The 17,693-nt window shown below is 55.2% G+C and carries 16 protein-coding genes and 3 tRNA genes; 16 read left to right on the top strand and 3 right to left on the bottom strand.

Annotated elements, in window-relative coordinates:
* Both asd and rsgA read right to left on the bottom strand, forming a co-directional pair.
* The gene (gene asd / locus AC1UKS_RS19940) at positions 1-900 is read right to left on the bottom strand and encodes an archaetidylserine decarboxylase (protein WP_013200480.1); all 900 of its coding nucleotides are present in this window, start codon (positions 898-900) and stop codon (positions 1-3) included.
* A gap of 106 nt (positions 901-1,006) precedes the next feature.
* Positions 1,007-2,065: a small ribosomal subunit biogenesis GTPase RsgA gene (gene rsgA / locus AC1UKS_RS19935; RefSeq protein WP_013200481.1), complete on the bottom strand. Its 1,059-nt coding sequence runs from the start codon at positions 2,063-2,065 to the stop codon at positions 1,007-1,009.
* A gap of 96 nt (positions 2,066-2,161) precedes the next feature.
* Here rsgA and orn point away from each other — a divergent pair, with 96 nt between their 5' ends.
* From orn to AC1UKS_RS19915, 4 genes are all read left to right on the top strand, one after another.
* Positions 2,162-2,707 (top strand): oligoribonuclease, encoded by a 546-nt coding sequence (orn, locus tag AC1UKS_RS19930; protein WP_265911528.1) that lies wholly within the window; start codon positions 2,162-2,164, stop codon positions 2,705-2,707.
* A gap of 159 nt (positions 2,708-2,866) precedes the next feature.
* Positions 2,867-2,942: transfer RNA gene (locus AC1UKS_RS19925), tRNA-Gly, on the top strand.
* A gap of 33 nt (positions 2,943-2,975) precedes the next feature.
* Positions 2,976-3,051: transfer RNA gene (locus tag AC1UKS_RS19920), tRNA-Gly, on the top strand.
* Positions 3,052-3,083: 32 nt separating this feature from the next.
* Positions 3,084-3,159: transfer RNA gene (locus AC1UKS_RS19915), tRNA-Gly, on the top strand.
* Between the two features lie 317 nt (positions 3,160-3,476).
* Here AC1UKS_RS19915 and queG read toward each other — a convergent pair.
* The gene (queG, locus tag AC1UKS_RS19910) at positions 3,477-4,613 is read right to left on the bottom strand and encodes a tRNA epoxyqueuosine(34) reductase QueG (protein ID WP_013200483.1); all 1,137 of its coding nucleotides are present in this window, start codon (positions 4,611-4,613) and stop codon (positions 3,477-3,479) included.
* Here queG and nnr point away from each other — a divergent pair.
* The 12 genes from nnr (at position 4,612) to nsrR (ending at position 17,677) form a co-directional block, all read left to right on the top strand.
* Positions 4,612-6,135, top strand: coding sequence for a bifunctional ADP-dependent NAD(P)H-hydrate dehydratase/NAD(P)H-hydrate epimerase (gene nnr, locus AC1UKS_RS19905; RefSeq protein WP_482434964.1), 1,524 nt, complete (start codon positions 4,612-4,614; stop codon positions 6,133-6,135). The genes queG and nnr overlap by 2 nt on opposite strands.
* A complete protein-coding gene (gene tsaE, locus AC1UKS_RS19900; protein WP_482434963.1) occupies positions 6,132-6,608 on the top strand; it encodes a tRNA (adenosine(37)-N6)-threonylcarbamoyltransferase complex ATPase subunit type 1 TsaE in 477 nt (158 codons plus the stop codon). Before nnr ends, tsaE begins: the two co-directional genes overlap by 4 nt.
* Before the next feature lie 8 nt (positions 6,609-6,616).
* Positions 6,617-8,272: an N-acetylmuramoyl-L-alanine amidase AmiB gene (amiB, locus tag AC1UKS_RS19895; RefSeq protein WP_265911525.1), complete on the top strand. Its 1,656-nt coding sequence runs from the start codon at positions 6,617-6,619 to the stop codon at positions 8,270-8,272.
* A 17-nt stretch (positions 8,273-8,289) separates the two neighbouring features.
* Positions 8,290-10,209: a DNA mismatch repair endonuclease MutL gene (gene mutL, locus AC1UKS_RS19890; RefSeq protein ID WP_482434962.1), complete on the top strand. Its 1,920-nt coding sequence runs from the start codon at positions 8,290-8,292 to the stop codon at positions 10,207-10,209.
* Entirely contained in the window at positions 10,202-11,152 is a 951-nt protein-coding gene (gene miaA, locus AC1UKS_RS19885; RefSeq protein WP_013200488.1) for a tRNA (adenosine(37)-N6)-dimethylallyltransferase MiaA, read from the top strand. Before mutL ends, miaA begins: the two co-directional genes overlap by 8 nt.
* Positions 11,153-11,254: 102 nt before the next feature.
* On the top strand, positions 11,255-11,563 hold the full coding sequence (gene hfq / locus AC1UKS_RS19880) for an RNA chaperone Hfq (protein ID WP_013200489.1): 309 nt from the start codon (positions 11,255-11,257) through the stop codon (positions 11,561-11,563).
* Positions 11,564-11,772: 209 nt separating this feature from the next.
* The gene (gene hflX / locus AC1UKS_RS19875) at positions 11,773-13,053 is read left to right on the top strand and encodes a ribosome rescue GTPase HflX (protein ID WP_482434961.1); all 1,281 of its coding nucleotides are present in this window, start codon (positions 11,773-11,775) and stop codon (positions 13,051-13,053) included.
* A 70-nt stretch (positions 13,054-13,123) separates the two neighbouring features.
* Positions 13,124-14,374, top strand: a complete 1,251-nt coding sequence (hflK, locus tag AC1UKS_RS19870; RefSeq protein ID WP_482434959.1) for an FtsH protease activity modulator HflK — start codon at positions 13,124-13,126, stop codon at positions 14,372-14,374.
* A 3-nt stretch (positions 14,375-14,377) separates the two neighbouring features.
* Positions 14,378-15,382, top strand: coding sequence for a protease modulator HflC (gene hflC, locus AC1UKS_RS19865; RefSeq protein WP_013200492.1), 1,005 nt, complete (start codon positions 14,378-14,380; stop codon positions 15,380-15,382).
* Positions 15,383-15,449: 67 nt separating this feature from the next.
* Entirely contained in the window at positions 15,450-15,650 is a 201-nt protein-coding gene (locus AC1UKS_RS19860; RefSeq protein WP_013200493.1) for a DUF2065 domain-containing protein, read from the top strand.
* A gap of 97 nt (positions 15,651-15,747) precedes the next feature.
* Complete coding sequence (locus AC1UKS_RS19855) at positions 15,748-17,046, top strand: adenylosuccinate synthase (protein ID WP_265911521.1); 1,299 nt, start codon at positions 15,748-15,750, stop codon at positions 17,044-17,046.
* 193 nt (positions 17,047-17,239) lie between these two features.
* Positions 17,240-17,677 (top strand): nitric oxide-sensing transcriptional repressor NsrR, encoded by a 438-nt coding sequence (gene nsrR / locus AC1UKS_RS19850; protein ID WP_013200495.1) that lies wholly within the window; start codon positions 17,240-17,242, stop codon positions 17,675-17,677.
* The last annotated feature ends 16 nt before the right edge of the window (positions 17,678-17,693 follow it).

Here is a 17,693-nt window from a genome sequence, read left to right as displayed (position 1 = left end):
CTATGGGTGATGTAAAACTTCTTCCGCACTGGTTTTCTGCAGTGCGATGGCGAGCGTCTGACCCAGGCGCGTTTTGGTCTCTGGCGTCAGGCTTTCGGCCAGTTTTACTCTGTCTTTCGCAAACAGATTAATCACCGTTGAACCCAGCTTAAAGCGGCCCATTTCCTGGCCCTTCAACAGCACCACCGATCCTTCAGCGTCGGCACCCGGCCAGCTCCAGCGTTTGATCACGCCTTCACGCGGTGGGGTGACCGTGCCAGCCCAGACGGTTTCGATGCTGCCAACGATCGTGGCACCCACCAGAATCTGCGCCATTGCGCCAAATTCGGTATCGAACAGGCAGATCACGCGCTCGTTACGGGCGAACAGGTTAGGGATATTCTGCGCCGTCAGCGGGTTAACGGAATAGAGATCGCCAGGCACATAAATCATCTCGCGCAGGATGCCATTACACGGCATATGCACGCGGTGATAATCCCGTGGTGCCAGGTACGTGGTGATGAATTCACCATCACGGAACAGGTCGGCCATGGCGGTATTTCCGGCCAGCAGCGCTTCCAGTGAGTAAGTGTGACCTTTCGCCTGGAAAATCTGATCGCCTTCGATATGACCTAACTGGCTGACCGCGCCATCGGCGGGCAGTACCAACAGGTTAGGATCGGTCTCAATCGGACGCGCTTCGTCACGCAATGGGCGCACGAAGAAGTCGTTGAAGGTGCGATAGCTCGCCGTATCTGATTTCTGCGCCTCTTTCATATCGACTTTGTAGAACCAGACAAACGCATCGATAACCGCTTTAGTGAGCCAGCCCGCGCGCTTACCTGCGCCCCAGCCAGCCAGTTCAGTCAGGCCTTTTTTAGGCAAAATGTTATTCAGGCCGAGTTTAAAACGATCCAACACAGTAGCCTCCTGGCTTGATCAGACAAATAGAGAAACGGGGCGGATTGTAGCAGCGCCCTGGTGATTAGGCTATGGCGCCTGCCTGCGGTATGCAGGCAGGCCAGTATTAGTTACTGTTTTCTGAGAAAGATCGCCGGGTTTTCAACTGCATATCCTCCATGCTGTCCAGAATCCGGTGGTAGCTTTCAAAGCGGGCCGCATCGATCTTGCCGTTTTCGACGGCTTCACGCAGCGCACATCCCGGATCGTTGTCATGCTTACAGTCGCGGAATTTGCAATGGCCCAGAAACTCACGGAATTCGACAAATCCACGGGTGATTTGTTCCGGCTCAAGATGCCATAAACCGAATTCCCTGACCCCAGGGGAGTCAATCACATCGCCGCCCTGCGGGAAGTGATACAGGCGCGAGGCGGTGGTGGTGTGCTGGCCGAGACCGGAGACGTCAGAGACATCGTTGGTCAGGATCTCATTGGCACCCAACTCCAGCCCCAGCAGGGTGTTCAGCAAGCTGGACTTGCCGACGCCCGACTGGCCCGCAAAGATGCTGATTCGCCCAATCAGTGCGGCCTGCAGCTCTTCCAGACCGTTCTTTTGATGGCTCGATACCATCAGCACGCGATAACCAATGCGGCGGTAAATCTCCATCTGCTTATCAACAAACTTGCGGCCTGCATCATCCAGCAGATCGGTTTTGTTCAGCACCAGTAAGGGCTCGACATCCAGCGTCTCGCTGGCGATCAGATAGCGGTCGATAATATTCAGGGATAATTCGGGCAGGATCGCAGAAACAATCACGATCTGGTTGAGGTTGGCCGCAATTGGCTTCACGCCATCGTAAAAATCGGGGCGAGTCAGGACCGAGGTGCGTTCATGAACGGCCTCGACAATTCCTTTAACGGTGGCACTGCCTTCGACACCTGGACGCCACAGCACGCGGTCGCCGGTAACCAGCGAGCGAATGGTGCGACGGATGTTACAGCGGTGCACTGAACCATCCGCATCTTCCACATCGGCGTGCATACCAAAACGGCTAATGACCACACCGTCCCGCGCGTCGCCAAACAGGCTGTCATCGGGCTCGGGTTTATCCGCACGTTTAAGACGGCGGTCGTGGTTAGCGCTGACGCGACGTTGCTGACCTTTGGACAGTTTGTTTTTACTCACTCTTCCTCACACGGATTGGCAGGCTTCGCCCTGACAGGGCAAAACGTTTATGATACACCCTAATGTTTGATGATATAAGCCACGGTGAGGATCCCTATGACCGCAAATGCCAGTAACCTGATTTGGATTGACTTAGAAATGACCGGGCTGGACCCGGAACAGGATCGCATTATTGAGATTGCGACCCTGGTGACCGATGCCGATCTGAATATTCTGGCGGAAGGGCCAGTCTTCGCGGTGCATCAGTCCGATGCGCAGCTGGCGCTGATGGATGAGTGGAACGTGAACACGCACACCAACAGCGGCCTGGTCGAACGCGTCAAGGCCAGTCAGGTTGACGATCGTGCGGCTGAACTGGCGACAATTGAGTTTCTGAAAAAGTGGGTGCCGGAAAACAGTTCGCCAATTTGTGGCAACAGCATCGGTCAGGATCGTCGATTCCTGTTCAAGTACATGCCTGAACTGGAAGCCTACTTCCACTATCGCTACCTGGACGTCAGCACGCTGAAAGAGCTGGCGCGCCGCTGGAAACCGGGCATTCTGCCGGGCTTTAAGAAGCAGGGCACGCATCAGGCGATGGATGATATCCGTGAATCGGTGGCGGAACTGGCCTATTACCGCGAGCATTTTATCCAGTTGTAAACCCTGCAACCTGCTGTTGCTGATTAAATTGCCACTTTGCCGATTTAATCAGCAATCAGACCGAAAGCAGAAAATTTTTGTATTTACAGTCTTGCAGCAGGTCTGTTTTCTCGTATAATGCGCACCCCGTACCGAGAGAGTTTTTACTCGTTACGCAGAGCGGGAATAGCTCAGTTGGTAGAGCACGACCTTGCCAAGGTCGGGGTCGCGAGTTCGAGTCTCGTTTCCCGCTCCAAAGTTTTTTGCAGTGATGTACCAGGTATCTTAAGCGGGAATAGCTCAGTTGGTAGAGCACGACCTTGCCAAGGTCGGGGTCGCGAGTTCGAGTCTCGTTTCCCGCTCCAAACGTTTTGCAGTCATATACCAAGTATCTTATGCGGGAATAGCTCAGTTGGTAGAGCACGACCTTGCCAAGGTCGGGGTCGCGAGTTCGAGTCTCGTTTCCCGCTCCAAATCTTCATTCTTCTCATTATATCCAGATGATGTTATCCACAGCGATAACCCAGCTGCGCTTCGTTGCATTTGCTCATCACAAAAAGTTCTTTAACAGAGTTATCCACAGGCGACGCCTCTGTCATCAGTTGGTCATCTTTGCACGCAGTTGTTGAGAAATCGTGTAACTTGCTGTTTTTACGCTTTATAATAATATTTCAAATTGTTATCTGGATCGCTTGTGCTTTCTGTGACTCTTGAATGACAACAACTTTTTATTTTTATGCACAGCGTGTGGAAAACCTTCTACGGCAGAAAATAATCGCGCATTGTTCACTTATGCATCGCGTGGTAACCCTTTTTCTACCGCCCTCACCAGCCGTTTCTGCTGTCCCTGAATTTCGACCGCGTGTTCGCTGCGATTCGCCAGTTGGCGGGCCAACGCCCAGTTGATATGTTCATCCAGCATCGCGTTCTCTCCCTGACGGGCTTCCAGTGCCGCCACATTGTCTGCCGACCACGGCGCATTGCCGAGAGCCACCGCCACATTGCGCAACCAGCGAAGATGACCAATACGGCGGATGGCGGAACCTTCGGTCACGCGTAAAAATTTGGCCTCATCCCAGGCAAACAATTCATTAAGTGGTGGGGCATGCAGCACCGCGCGTGGACTAAAGTCATCCTCGTCAGTCAGCTGCCCATAGCGGTTCCACGGGCAAATCAGCTGACAGTCATCACAACCGTAAATTCTGTTACCGATCAGCGGCCTGAACTCTTCCGGGATCGCGCCCTCCAACTCAATGGTCAGATAAGAAATGCAGCGCCTGGCGTCGACCGTATAGGGCTCGACAATGGCGCCGGTAGGGCAGATGGTCATGCAGGCAACGCAACGGCCGCATTGTTCTTCCTGGGGTTGGTCGACGGGCAGCGGCAGATCAATCAGCAGTTCGCCCAGGAAAAACCACGAACCGGCCTCGCGGTTGAGGACCAGCGAATGTTTGCCCGTCCAGCCCAGTCCCGCTTTAACGGCAATCGGCCTTTCGAGGATCGGCGCAGAGTCGACAAACGGGCGAAACTGCACTTCTTCACAGCGCGCACGGATCAAGTCTCCGAGCTTTTTCAGGCGATTGCGCAATACTTTGTGGTAATCCCGCCCGAGGGCATAGCGACTGACATAACCCAGCTGGGGATTTTTTAAGGTGCTGGCGAAAGCCGCTTTGGCAGGAAGATAGTTCATCCGCACGCTAATCACCCTGAGCGTGCCGGGCAACAATTCATGGGGACGTGCGCGCATCATGCCATGACGTGCCATCCATTCCATCTCGCCATGGTATTGCTTGTCCAGCCAGGCCTGCAGGCGCGGTTCTTCCGCACTTAAATCGGTATCGCAGATACCGACCTGTTGGAAGCCGAGTTCCTGCCCCCAGCGTTTGATATCGAGGGCAAGTTGATGGAGATCGAGAGGAAGCGACATGACAAACCTGAATAAACAAAGTAACCCCACCAGTTTACCCTATTCTGTCTGGCCTGTAGAGGCGATGGCGCGTCTGGAGCGTGAAGCGGCGGATGCGCTGGGCATCACGCTGTTTGAACTGATGCAGCGCGCGGGCGACGCGGCGTTTGCCCAACTCCGCGCGCTCTGGCCTGACAAGCAGCACTGGCTGATCCTGTGCGGACATGGCAATAACGGCGGCGATGGATTTATCGTCGCGCGGCTGGCGCAGTCGGCCGGGTTAACGGTGACGGTGATTGCCTGCGAGGGCAGCAAGCCGTTGCCCGAGGAAGCCAATCAGGCGCGTGATGCCTGGCTGGCGGCGGGTGGGGTGATCCACGATCCGTCTTATGTCTGGCCTGAAGGTGTCGAGGTGATTGTTGATGCCCTGTTGGGCACCGGCCTGAACCGCGCCCCGCACGCGCCTTATGCCGATCTGATTGAGCAGGCAAACGGCCATGCGGCGCCGGTTTTTGCGGTCGATATCCCGTCTGGGTTAGTGGCCGCTAACGGTACAGCGCCAGGCGCGGTCATCTCAGCCAGCCATACGCTGACGTTTATCGCGCTGAAACCCGGTTTGCTGACCGGCAAAGCTCGCGATTACACCGGCCAGCTGCATTTTCATGCCCTGAGCCTCGATGTCTGGCTGTCACAACAGCAGGCACCGATGGCCCGCTTTGATGCTTCTTCACTTTCTGGCTGGCTGAAACCGCGTAAACCCACCTCGCACAAAGGCGATCATGGCGCGTTAGCCATTATTGGCGGCGATCACGGCACCGCCGGGGCGATTCGCATGACCGGGGAGGCCGCACTGCGCGCCGGTGCTGGATTAGTGCGAGTGCTTACTCACAAAGACAACATCACGCCGTTGCTGACCGCCAGACCCGAACTGATGGTGCAGGAGCTGAGCGACAAGGCCGTGGATCGGGCGTTGGAATGGGCGGATGTGATTGTCATCGGTCCAGGGCTCGGCCAGGGCGAATGGGGTAAAAAAGCGTTACAAAAGGTGGAAAACTCTCAGAAACCGATGCTTTGGGACGCAGATGCGCTTAACCTGCTGGCAATCAGTCCCGATAAACGTCAAAATCGGATCCTTACGCCTCACCCTGGCGAAGCGGCGCGTTTGCTGAACTGTAAGACCAGCGAAATTGAGAGTGACCGCTTACATTCGGCCAGAGAGTTGGTGAAACGCTACGGCGGCGTGGTGGTGCTGAAAGGCGCCGGCACAATTATCGCCAGCGAGGCAGGCGAAATGGCGTTTGCCGATGTCGGCAACGCAGGCATGGCGTCGGGCGGGATGGGCGATGTGCTTTCAGGGATCATCGGCAGTCTGTTAGGGCAAAAGCTCTCACTGTATGATGCCGCCTGTGCAGGATGCGTCGCGCATGGCGCAGCGGCTGAAGCCGTTTCAGCGCGCGTCGGTACGCGCGGCATGCTGGCTACCGATCTATTTTCCGAACTTTATCTGTTTGTTAATCCAGAGATCCTAAATAAAAAAGAATGAAGACCTGTGTAATTGCACTGTCCGACGAGGCAGCAACCCTCACTTTAGGTGCCAGCCTGGCACGCGCCTGTCATGGCGCGGCCATGATCTACCTGTTTGGCGATCTCGGCGCGGGAAAAACCACCTTCAGCCGCGGTTTCCTGCAGGCGTTGGGGCATCAGGGGAACGTTAAAAGCCCCACCTATACTCTGGTAGAACCTTACAGTCTGCCCGATCGCCAGGTCTATCATTTCGATCTTTACCGCCTTGCCGACCCCGAAGAACTCGAATTCATGGGGATCCGCGACTATTTTGGCGGTGACAGCGTGTGCCTGGTTGAGTGGCCACAACAAGGCGCGGGCTTCCTGCCCGTTCCGGACATTGAACTGCACCTGAGCTATCAGGGAACGGCGCGTCAGGCGGAACTGAAAGCCTGCTCAGCGGCGGGAGAAATAATGATTCAGCAGGTCGCTATGGAAAAGGGTTGTTCATGAGGTTGCGCATGAAGTTTGGTTTGGTACTGGCACTTTTACTGACGACGTTTAGTTCGCTTGCAGCCAATTTATCCGACATTAAAGTCTCCAATGGTGATGATAAAGCTACCGTCACCCTCAGCTTTAACGGCCAGCCGGTGTATGGCTTTTTCCCGTTGCATAATCCCGATCGCGTGGTGCTGGATATTCGCCAGAGCGGCGTGATTAAAGGCCTGCCGTTGACCTTCAGCGGTGAAAATATCGTTAAGCGCATTCGCTCCAGCACGCCGAAAGACAAGCAAAGCATTCGTCTGGTGTTTGAGTTGACCCAGGCGAGCAAAACGCGGGCGGTCACCCAGCGCGAAGGTAACAATTACAATGTGGTCTTCACTATCGCCGGTACCCGCCCGGCCGCCACGGCTTCCCGCCGTCCGGCTGAGGTAAGCTCTGCCTCCAGCAGCGCGCCATCAGCGCCTGTTGAGAATCCTTTTAAAGGCAATCCGGTGACCGCTGTCAGCAGCGGCAATGACGTTGTCAGACCGGGCAGAACGCCGGTTTCGGCCAACGAAGCGGTGATTGTGGCGATCGATGCCGGTCACGGCGGACAGGATCCCGGTGCGATTGGCGCAGGCGGCCTGAAAGAGAAGAACGTGACCATCGCCATCGCCCGTAAGCTGAAGGCGCTGCTGAATGCCGACCCGATGTTCAAAGGGGTGATGACCCGCGACGGGGATTACTTTATCTCCGTGATGGGCCGGTCCGATGTGGCGCGTAAGCAAAACGCCAACGTGTTAGTTTCCATCCACGCCGATGCGGCACCTAACCGCAGTGCGTCTGGCGCGTCCGTTTGGGTCCTGTCAAACCGCCGCGCCAACAGTGAAATGGCGGGCTGGCTGGAGCAGCACGAGAAACAGTCCGAGCTGCTGGGCGGCGCAGGGGATCTGCTGGCCAACAGTCAGGCCGATCCGTACCTCAGCCAGGCGGTGTTAGATTTGCAATTCGGTCACTCGCAACGCGTGGGTTATGATGTGGCAGTAAAAGTAATTGCGCAGCTTCAGCGTGTGGGTTCGCTGCACAAACGTCGGCCGGAACATGCCAGCCTGGGCGTTCTGCGCTCGCCGGATATTCCTTCCCTGCTGGTGGAAACCGGCTTCATCAGTAATCCTTCGGAGGAGCGACTGCTTGGCAGTAGCGCATACCAGCAGAAGATTGCCGAGTCGATTTATAAAGGACTTCGCAACTACTTCCTGGCGCATCCGCTGCAATCCATCCCAAAGGAGGAAAACCGTCCCTTGCAGTCCGCAGCGACGGTTAATGTTGAACCCAACCCGGCACCAGAGACCACCCAATACACTGGGGCGATCCAGCGTCATGTGGTAAAACGGGGAGAGACAGCATCCGGTATTGCGGCCCGCTACGGCATCAGCATGGCAACCTTGCGTTCAATGAACACCCTGAAGAAAGATGTGGTCTGGGTAGGACAACGACTGAAGGTGCCGGCGGGCAGCCAGCCCGCCGCCGTGGCTAAAGCCAAAACGCCGGTGCGCCACAAAGTGGTTCGTGGCGATTCTCTTACCGCGATTGCCGCCCATTACGGCGTCAGTCCAAAGGCCATTCAGCAGGCCAATAAGATGAAATCGCAAAACGTGATGCTGGGCCAGACCTTAACTATCCCGACTTCGTAACCAGATAAGGAATTGATATGCCGATTCAGGTGTTGCCTCCTCAGCTCGCTAACCAGATAGCTGCTGGTGAAGTGGTGGAGCGGCCAGCGTCGGTTGTCAAAGAACTGGTCGAGAATAGCCTGGACGCGGGCGCCACCCGCATCGATATCGAAATCGATAAAGGCGGCGCCAAACTGATCCGCATCCGCGATAACGGCAGCGGCATTGGGAAAGACGAATTGTCGATGGCGCTTGCCCGTCATGCGACCAGCAAAATCACCACGCTGGATGACCTTGAAGCGATCGTCAGCCTGGGCTTCCGTGGCGAAGCGCTGGCCAGTATCAGCTCGGTATCACGACTGACGTTAACATCGCGTACTGAAGCGCAAGCGGAAGCCTGGCAGGCCTATGCCGAAGGGCGGGATATGGCGGTAACGCTAAAACCGGCGGCCCATCCGGTAGGCACCACGCTGGAAGTGCTGGACCTGTTTTACAACACTCCGGCACGCCGCAAATTTATGCGCACCGAGAAAACCGAATTCACCCATATAGACGAAATTATCCGCCGTATCGCGCTGGCGCGTTTTGACGTGGCTTTTTCACTGACCCATAACGGCAAACTGATGCGACAGTATCGTGGCGTGGCGGATCACAGCCAGCGTGAACGTCGGCTTGGCGCAATTTGCGGCACCGCGTTCTTAAGCCATGCGCTGGCGATTGAGTGGCAGCACGGCGATCTGAGCCTGAAGGGCTGGGTTGCCGATCCGGTGGGCTCCAGAGCGATTACCGACCTGCAATACTGCTACGTCAATGGCCGCATGATGCGCGACCGGCTGATTAATCATGCCATTCGCCAGGCCTATCAGGACAAGCTGGGAGACAGCCATCAGCCGGCCTACGTCTTGTACCTGGAAATCGATCCCCATCAGGTTGATGTCAATGTCCATCCTGCCAAGCATGAAGTGCGCTTTCATCAGTCGCGGCTGGTACACGATTTTATCTATCAGGGCGTGGTCAGCGTTTTGCAGGAGGCCGGTGCTGAAACCCTGCCAGATGTGCAACCGGCGGCGCCCGCCGAGCGCTGGCAGCCAGAGAACCGCCAGGCTGCGGGTGGCAACCATTTTTCCACGCCCGCCCCGACGACCAGCCCGTCCGGGAAGTCCAGTCTTACTGGCCATTCACCCGCGGTTTCGACGTCAGGCGGTGAAGAGCGTTCCGCGCCATCAGCTCGCTCTGGTTCAGCGTCCAGCGCAGGCTCACCCCACTGGCAACGGCAGGAACCCGTCTATCAGCCGCAGGAAGGCAAAGCCTATCAGCAGCTGATGCGCACCCCGGACGCCCCTGTCGCCAGGGAACCCTCAAAACAGAGTGAACGCAGCACTGAACTGCCGCTCAGCGGGCATAGCCAGAGTTTTGGCCGGGTACTGAGCGTGTTACGGGACAATTTTGCCCTGGTTGAAGCGCAGGAGCGGCTGGCATTGATTAATTTGCCGGTGGCGGCGCATTGGCTGAAGCAGGCACAGCTTGAACCCGGGGAAGAAGGGCTGAAACCTCAGCCGTTGTTGATCCCGGTTCGGGTAAAGATGGATAAGCCGGAGCGCGAGGCGATTACGCATCACGCCAGCTTATTGATCCAGATGGGAATTGAGCTGCAGGCGGATTCACACCATGTGACGTTGCGCGCGGTACCTTTACCATTACGCCAACAAAATTTACAAAACTTGATTCCAGAACTGTTAGGCTATCTCGCCCGGCAGCAGGATGTGTCCGCAACGCAGGTGGCGCAATGGTTAGCGCGTCATTCGGTAGTTGAACATCCGCACTGGAATCACTCACAGGCGATTACGTTGCTGGCTGAAGTCGAACGGCTTTGCCCGCAGTTACTGAAATCGCCACCTTCTGGATTTTTACAGCACATCGATATTGAACAGGCGATGAACGCCCTGAAGCATGAGTGAGACATCCAAGGCTGGCCGGCCTAAGGCAATTTTTTTGATGGGGCCAACGGCTTCCGGTAAGACAGCACTGGCGATTGCATTACGTCAGGAACTGCCGGTTGAGTTGATTAGCGTAGATTCCGCCCTCATATATCGCGGTATGGATATTGGCACAGCCAAACCTTCCGCAGATGAGCTGGCATTGGCGCCCCATCGTTTACTGGACATTCGCGACCCCTCTGAAGCGTATTCTGCTGCAGAGTTCCGTCGGGATGCGCTGGCTGAAATGGCGGAGATAACCGAAAGCGGTCGTATCCCGTTGCTTGTTGGTGGCACCATGCTCTATTACAAGGCTTTGCTGGAAGGATTGTCGCCGTTGCCCCCGGCGGATCCGGAAGTGCGTCAGCGTATTGAGCAACAGGCGAGTGAACAGGGTTGGGATGCCCTTCACCGTCAATTATGTGAGATAGATCCCGTTGCAGGGAATCGTATTCATCCGAATGATCCCCAGAGACTCTCGCGAGCACTGGAAGTTTTTTTTATTTCGGGTAAAACTTTAACGGAACTGACTAAAACTTCTGGCGAAGCGCTGCCATACGATGTGACCCAGTTCGCGATTGCACCTCAGCATCGCGAAGTGATCCATCAACGGATAGAACTGCGCTTTCAACAGATGTTAGCCTCAGGGTTTGAAGCGGAGGCTCGGGCGTTATACGCACGAGAAGATTTGCATACGGACTTGCCTTCCATTCGTTGTGTCGGTTACCGCCAGATGTGGTCATATCTGGCGGGGGAGATCGATTACGATGACATGGTTTATCGGGGAATTTGCGCAACCCGGCAGCTGGCTAAGCGGCAAATAACGTGGTTACGCGGTTGGAAGGATGTTCACTGGCTGGATAGCGAACAACCTGACGCCGCGCGCGATACCCTGTTACAGGTTCTTAGTGCGAAGCCTGGGTGATTGTGTACAATTAGTGCAGTATCTTGCGCAAATTTTTACGCAGTATTTCAGAGCGTTCATGCTCTTAAGTAGTAAACAACAAGCATATAAGGAAAAGATAGAATGGCTAAGGGGCAATCATTGCAAGATCCGTTCTTGAACGCGCTGCGTCGTGAACGTGTTCCGGTTTCGATTTATTTGGTGAATGGTATCAAACTGCAGGGTCAGATCGAGTCGTTTGATCAATTTGTAATTCTATTGAAAAACACAGTTAGCCAGATGGTGTACAAGCACGCTATCTCGACTGTTGTTCCGTCCCGTCCGGTCTCCCACCACAGCAACAATGCGGGTGGCGGAAGCAGCAACTATCATCATGGCAGTAACCAGGGGGCGTCTACTCAGCCTCAGCAAGAGAGTGACGACACAGAGTAATCACTGCTCTTCCATGACGGGGTTACCTGTTCACTCGGGTTCCCCGTCCTGGCAATTCGCCCGATCCACTCTTCGCCGAATGGCGAGAGTCGATTGCGCAAACTCGCCACCTGAGGATCTGTTGATCCCGGTGCGCATTGAGAATCTGATATTCACGCAGTATGGCCAAACGTGTTGCAGGTTTAATAAGGCTCTGAGAGGTTTTAAGTTTGTTTGACCGTTATGAAGCCGGTGAGCAGGCCGTTCTGGTACATATCTATTTTTCCCAAGAGCGGAATACGGAAGATTTGCAGGAATTCGAAACCCTGGTCTCTTCTGCGGGTGTTGAAGCGCTGAGTGTAGTCACCGGCAGCCGAAAATCTCCCCATCCAAAATATTTCGTCGGTGAAGGTAAGGCAGTTGAAATTGCAGAGGCGGTGAAAGCCAGCGGTGCGACGGTGGTGTTATTTGATCACGCCCTCAGCCCGGCCCAGGAACGAAACCTGGAGGCCCTTTGTGAATGCCGCGTCATCGACCGAACCGGCCTTATCCTTGATATTTTTGCCCAGCGCGCCCGTACCCATGAAGGTAAATTGCAGGTGGAGTTGGCACAGCTTCGCCATCTTGCCACGCGCCTCGTTCGTGGCTGGACGCATCTTGAGCGCCAAAAAGGCGGGATAGGTCTGCGCGGCCCGGGTGAAACGCAGCTGGAAACGGACCGTCGTTTACTGCGTAACCGTATTACGCTGATCCTCTCGCGTCTCGAGCGGGTAGCTAAACAACGTGAGCAAGGTCGTCAGGCGCGAAATAAAGCCGATGTGCCGACCCTGTCGTTAGTGGGATATACCAACGCCGGTAAATCCACCTTATTTAACCGCGTGACGGCGGCTGAGGTGTATGTTGCTGACCAGCTGTTTGCGACGCTCGATCCGACATTACGTCGTATCGATGTTGCCGATGTGGGTGAAGTGGTGCTGGCGGATACCGTCGGCTTTATTCGTCATTTGCCGCACGATTTAGTCGCCGCATTTAAGGCCACATTACAAGAAACGCGCGAAGCAACCTTGCTGGTGCATGTTATTGATGCCGCAGATTTACGCGTCGATGAAAATATTAAAGCCGTTGAAGTGGTGCTGGAAGAAATTGAGTCAGACGAAATTCCCACGCTTCAGGTCATGAACAAGATCGATATGCTCGACGGTTTCGTTCCGCGTATCGATCGTGATGAAGAGAATAAGCCGGTGCGGGTGTGGGTTTCTGCCCAGACTGGGGAAGGGATCCCACTGCTATTCCAGGCGCTGACCGAGCGGCTGGCCGGTGAAATTGCGCAGTATGACCTGCGTCTGCCGCCTGGAGCAGGGCGGTTACGTAGCCGTTTTTATCAGCTTCAGGCGATAGAAAAAGAGTGGAACGAAGACGATGGTAGCGTAGGTTTACAGGTACGCATGCCGATCGTTGATTGGCGCCGTCTGTGCAAACAGGAGCCGGCGCTGGTGGATTACATTGTTTGACTGATTTTGCCTGACACGCGTATCCCGGCCTTGGGATACCACCGCACACACAATTATATGGAGTATAAACATGGCGTGGAATCAGCCCGGGAATAACGGACAGGACCGCGACCCGTGGGGAAGCAGCAATAATCAAGGCGGCAACTCTGGGGGAAACAAAGGAGGGCGCGATAAGGGGCCTCCTGATTTAGATGATATTTTTCGCAAGCTGAGCAAAAAGCTTGGCGGATTTGGCGGTGGTAACAAAAACGATAACAGCGGCGGGCAGCGTACGCCGGGTCGCGGTGGTCGTCTGGTCGGTATTGTCGTGGTTGCGGCGGTAGTGATTTGGGCCGGTAGCGGCTTCTACACCATCAAAGAAGCGGAACGCGGTGTGGTGACACGCTTCGGCAAATTCAGTCATCTGGTTGAGCCAGGCCTGAACTGGAAACCGACCTTTATCGATCAGGTTCGTGCGGTGAACGTTGAAGCCGTCCGAGAGCTGGCAGCCTCCGGCACCATGCTGACCTCTGACGAAAATGTCGTGCGCGTCGAAATGAACGTGCAGTATCGGGTCACTAACCCTGAACGATACCTGTTTGCGGTCACCAGTGCAGATGACAGCCTGCGTCAGGCAACGGACAGTGCTTTGCGTGGCGTTATTGGCCGCTCAACCATGGACCGTATTCTGACTGAAGGGCGTACCGTGGTGCGTAGCGATACGCAGCGTGAGCTTGAAGAGACCATTCGTCCATACGATATGGGTATTACCCTGCTGGACGTGAACTTCCAGGCAGCGCGTCCGCCGGAAGAAGTGAAGGCCTCATTTGATGATGCTATCGCGGCACGTGAAAACCGTGAGCAGTACGTCCGTGAAGCGGAAGCCTATGCGAATGAAGTGCAGCCACGCGCCAACGGTCAGGCACAGCGTATTCTGGAAGAAGCGCGTGCTTACAAAACCCGTACCGTGCTGGAAGCACAGGGTGAAGTGGATCGCTTTGCGAAACTTCTGCCTGAATACAAAGCGGCTCCAGAGATCACCCGCGAGCGTTTGTACATTGAAACCATGGAACGCGTGCTGAGCCATACCCGTAAGGTGTTGGTGAATGACAAGGGTAACAACCTGATGGTGTTACCGTTGGATCAGATTATGCGCGGACAGGGCGGAGCATCGTCGAACGCTACCCAGGACAGCAGCAGCAGCAGCCTGTTGCGCCTGCCACCGGCCAGCGGCAGCAATGACCGCGCCAGTAACGGTTCGACGTATAATCCGGACACCATCATGGATCAGCGCCGGGCGAATGCTCAGCGCAACGATACCCAGCGCGAAGGGAGAGAGTAAGCGATGCGTAAGCCATTAATCGTCGTATTGATTGTTGTGCTGGTGGTGCTGTACGCGTCACTGTTTGTGGTACAGGAAGGCCAGCGCGGCATCGTCATGCGCTTTGGTAAAGTCCTGCGTGACAGCGAAAACAAACCGCTGGTGTACGCACCAGGTCTGCACTTCAAGATCCCATTCCTGGAATCCGTGAAGTCGCTGGACGCCCGTATCCAGACCATGGATAACCAGGCCGACCGTTTCGTCACCAAAGAGAAGAAAGACCTGATCGTTGATTCCTATATCAAATGGCGCATCAGCGACTTCAGCCGTTACTATCTGGCCACCGGCGGCGGCGACGTCTCCCAGGCAGAAGTGCTGTTGAAACGTAAATTCAGTGACCGTTTGCGTTCTGAAATCGGTCGTCTGGACGTGAAGGACATCGTTACCGATTCTCGTGGCCGTCTGACCACCGATGTGCGTGATGCACTGAACACCGGTAGCGCAGGACAGGACGATGAAATCGCCACGCCAGCAGCAGATGATGCGATTGCCTCGGCAGCCGCCCGTGTGGAGCGTGAAACGACCAGCAACGAACCGGCTATCAACCCGAACAGTATGGCGGCGTTAGGTATTCAGGTTGTTGATGTGCGTATCAAGCAGATCAACCTGCCTACCGAAGTGTCAGACGCAATCTACGCACGTATGCGTGCAGAGCGTGAGTCTGTCGCCCGTAGCCAGCGTTCACAGGGTCAGGAAGAGGCTGAGAAGCTGCGTGCAACGGCGGATTACGAAGTGACGCGTACGCTGGCAGAAGCGCAGCGTACCGGCCTGATGACCCGCGGTGAAGGGGATGCAGAAGCAGCGAAACTGTTTGCTGATGCGTTTAGCCAGGATCCTGATTTCTACGCCTTTATCCGTAGCCTGCGTGCTTACGATAATAGCTTCAAGAGCAATCAGGATGTGATGGTGCTGAGCCCGGACAGTGATTTCTTCCGCTTTATGAAATCGCCTTCTAACGCCACCCGTTAAGAATCTGCTATAAAACGAGGGGCCGGATTATCCGGCCCCTTTTTTATTGTCTGTAGCGGAAAACATAATGAACCCAACCATTTGGATGGCGCTGGCGTTAGTGCTGGTTTTGGAAGGCCTGGGCCCGGTACTGCTGCCGCGCATGTGGCGGCGGATGATTTTATCGATGGCGCAATTGCCTGACACGCTGTTACGGCGTTTTGGTGGTGGCCTTGTGGTGGCCGGCGCGGTGATCTACTACATGATCAGTTCGCACAGCGGCGGGTGAGATCTGGGAAAAAAGTCCGCAATCGTATGCTAAAAGAGCTGAAAGACGGGTTTTACGGTGGTAGAATCCATTTTTAAGCAATCGGTGATTTTGAGAAATGGGTAAGAACGTCGTCGTACTGGGCACCCAATGGGGTGACGAAGGTAAAGGTAAGATTGTTGACCTCCTGACTGAACGTGCAAAATACGTTGTTCGTTATCAGGGTGGCCATAACGCTGGCCATACGCTAGTCATCAACGGTGAGAAAACCGTCCTCCATTTAATTCCATCAGGTATTCTGCGTGAAAACGTGACCAGCATCATCGGCAACGGTGTTGTGCTGTCTCCGGCTGCGCTGATGAAAGAGATGAAAGGTCTGGAAGATCGCGGCTTCCCGGTACGTGAACGTCTGTTTATTTCTGAAGCCTGCCCGCTGATCCTGGAATACCACGTTGCACTGGACGTGGCACGTGAGAAAGCGCGCGGTGCGAAAGCCATCGGCACCACCGGTCGCGGTATTGGCCCGGCTTACGAAGATAAAGTGGCCCGTCGTGGTCTGCGTGTGGGTGATCTGTTCAACAAGGAAACCTTCGCCGCTAAGCTGAAAGACGTGATGGAATATCACAACTTCCAGCTGGTGAACTACTACAAAGAAGAAGCGGTTGACTACGACAAAGTGCTGAGCGATACGCTGGCGATTGCCGATATTCTCACTGGCATGGTAGTAGACGTTTCTGAATTGCTGGACGGTGCGCGTAAGCGTGGCGACCTGATTATGTTTGAAGGTGCGCAGGGTACGTTGCTGGACATCGACCACGGTACCTATCCGTACGTGACCTCATCCAACACCACCGCAGGTGGCGTGGCAACAGGTTCGGGCATCGGTCCACGTTATGTGGATTACGTGCTGGGCATTGTAAAAGCCTACTCAACCCGCGTTGGCGCAGGTCCATTCCCGACTGAGCTGTTCGACGAAACCGGCGAGTTCCTGTGCAAGCAGGGTAACGAATTCGGTGCCACAACGGGCCGTCGTCGCCGTACCGGTTGGCTGGATGCGGTTGCCGTGCGTCGTGCCGTACAGATCAACTCCCTTTCTGGCTTCTGCATGACCAAACTGGACGTGCTGGATGGCCTGAAAGAAGTGAAAATCTGTGTCGCTTACCGTATGCCGGATGGCCGCGAAGTGACCACCACGCCGCTGGCAGCAGAAGGCTGGGAAGGCATCGAGCCAATCTACGAAAGCATGCCTGGCTGGTCTGAGACCACTTTCGGCGTGAAAACGCTGGATGGCCTGCCACAGGCCGCGCTTGACTACATCAAGCGTGTAGAAGAAGTAACTGGCGTACCGATAGATATCATCTCTACCGGCCCGGATCGTAGTGAGACAATGATCCTGCGCGACCCGTTTGACGCATAAGTTATCTGAGGCCGGGCAATGCCCGGCCTTACTCTATCCGCCTGCGCTTCCCACCTTGTTTTCTCTTTATCAACGCTTGCTTAAATAAAATGGCCTCGAATACGCAGGCTGGTTTATCATCATTGATAACACACTCATTTATGAGCGGATTACGGCAGCGCTTCTGGCAGTCGGCCGAGCTTTCGAGGTTACTGTGCAGCTAACAAGTTTCACCGATTATGGTTTACGTGCGCTGATCTATCTGGCCGCCTTGCCGGCAGGCCAGATGGCCAGCATTACCGAAGTAACAGAGGCTTACGGTGTCTCGCGTAATCATATGGTCAAAATCATCAATCAACTTAGTCGGGCGGGGTACGTTGCCGCGGTGCGCGGAAAGAACGGCGGGATCCGTTTAGGCAAGCCAGCCTCAGAGATTGTGATTGGCCAGGTCGTTCGGGAAATGGAGCCGCTACAGTTGGTGAATTGCCAACCCTGTCTCATTAGTCCGGCCTGTCGCCTTAAGAAGGCGCTCTATGATGCGGTCCAGAGTTTTCTGGCCGTTTTGGATGGCTATACCCTGGCAGATCTGCTGGAAGACAACCATCCGCTCTATAAATTATTGCTGGTTGAACAACCTTCACTCAGCAGTTGATGACAACGGAGGAACC

It is taken from the genome of Erwinia sp. AK-PDG3-5, assembly GCF_056821705.1.
Note: the sequence above shows the minus strand (reverse complement) of the source record. Positions and strands in the feature narration are given on the sequence as shown.

Bases quoted from the DNA above. Each gene is read 5' to 3' on its own strand.
- orn (WP_265911528.1), top strand. From the start codon at position 2,162: ATGACCGCAAATGCCAGTAACCTGATTTGGATTGACTTAGAAATGACC.
- nnr (WP_482434964.1), top strand. From the start codon at position 4,612: ATGACAAACCTGAATAAACAAAGTAACCCCACCAGTTTACCCTATTCT.
- queG (WP_013200483.1), bottom strand. From the start codon at position 4,613: ATGTCGCTTCCTCTCGATCTCCATCAACTTGCCCTCGATATCAAACGC.
- tsaE (WP_482434963.1), top strand. From the start codon at position 6,132: ATGAAGACCTGTGTAATTGCACTGTCCGACGAGGCAGCAACCCTCACT.
- amiB (WP_265911525.1), top strand. From the start codon at position 6,617: ATGAAGTTTGGTTTGGTACTGGCACTTTTACTGACGACGTTTAGTTCG.
- mutL (WP_482434962.1), top strand. From the start codon at position 8,290: ATGCCGATTCAGGTGTTGCCTCCTCAGCTCGCTAACCAGATAGCTGCT.
- miaA (WP_013200488.1), top strand. From the start codon at position 10,202: ATGAGTGAGACATCCAAGGCTGGCCGGCCTAAGGCAATTTTTTTGATG.
- hfq (WP_013200489.1), top strand. From the start codon at position 11,255: ATGGCTAAGGGGCAATCATTGCAAGATCCGTTCTTGAACGCGCTGCGT.
- hflK (WP_482434959.1), top strand. From the start codon at position 13,124: ATGGCGTGGAATCAGCCCGGGAATAACGGACAGGACCGCGACCCGTGG.
- hflC (WP_013200492.1), top strand. From the start codon at position 14,378: ATGCGTAAGCCATTAATCGTCGTATTGATTGTTGTGCTGGTGGTGCTG.
- AC1UKS_RS19860 (WP_013200493.1), top strand. From the start codon at position 15,450: ATGAACCCAACCATTTGGATGGCGCTGGCGTTAGTGCTGGTTTTGGAA.
- AC1UKS_RS19855 (WP_265911521.1), top strand. From the start codon at position 15,748: ATGGGTAAGAACGTCGTCGTACTGGGCACCCAATGGGGTGACGAAGGT.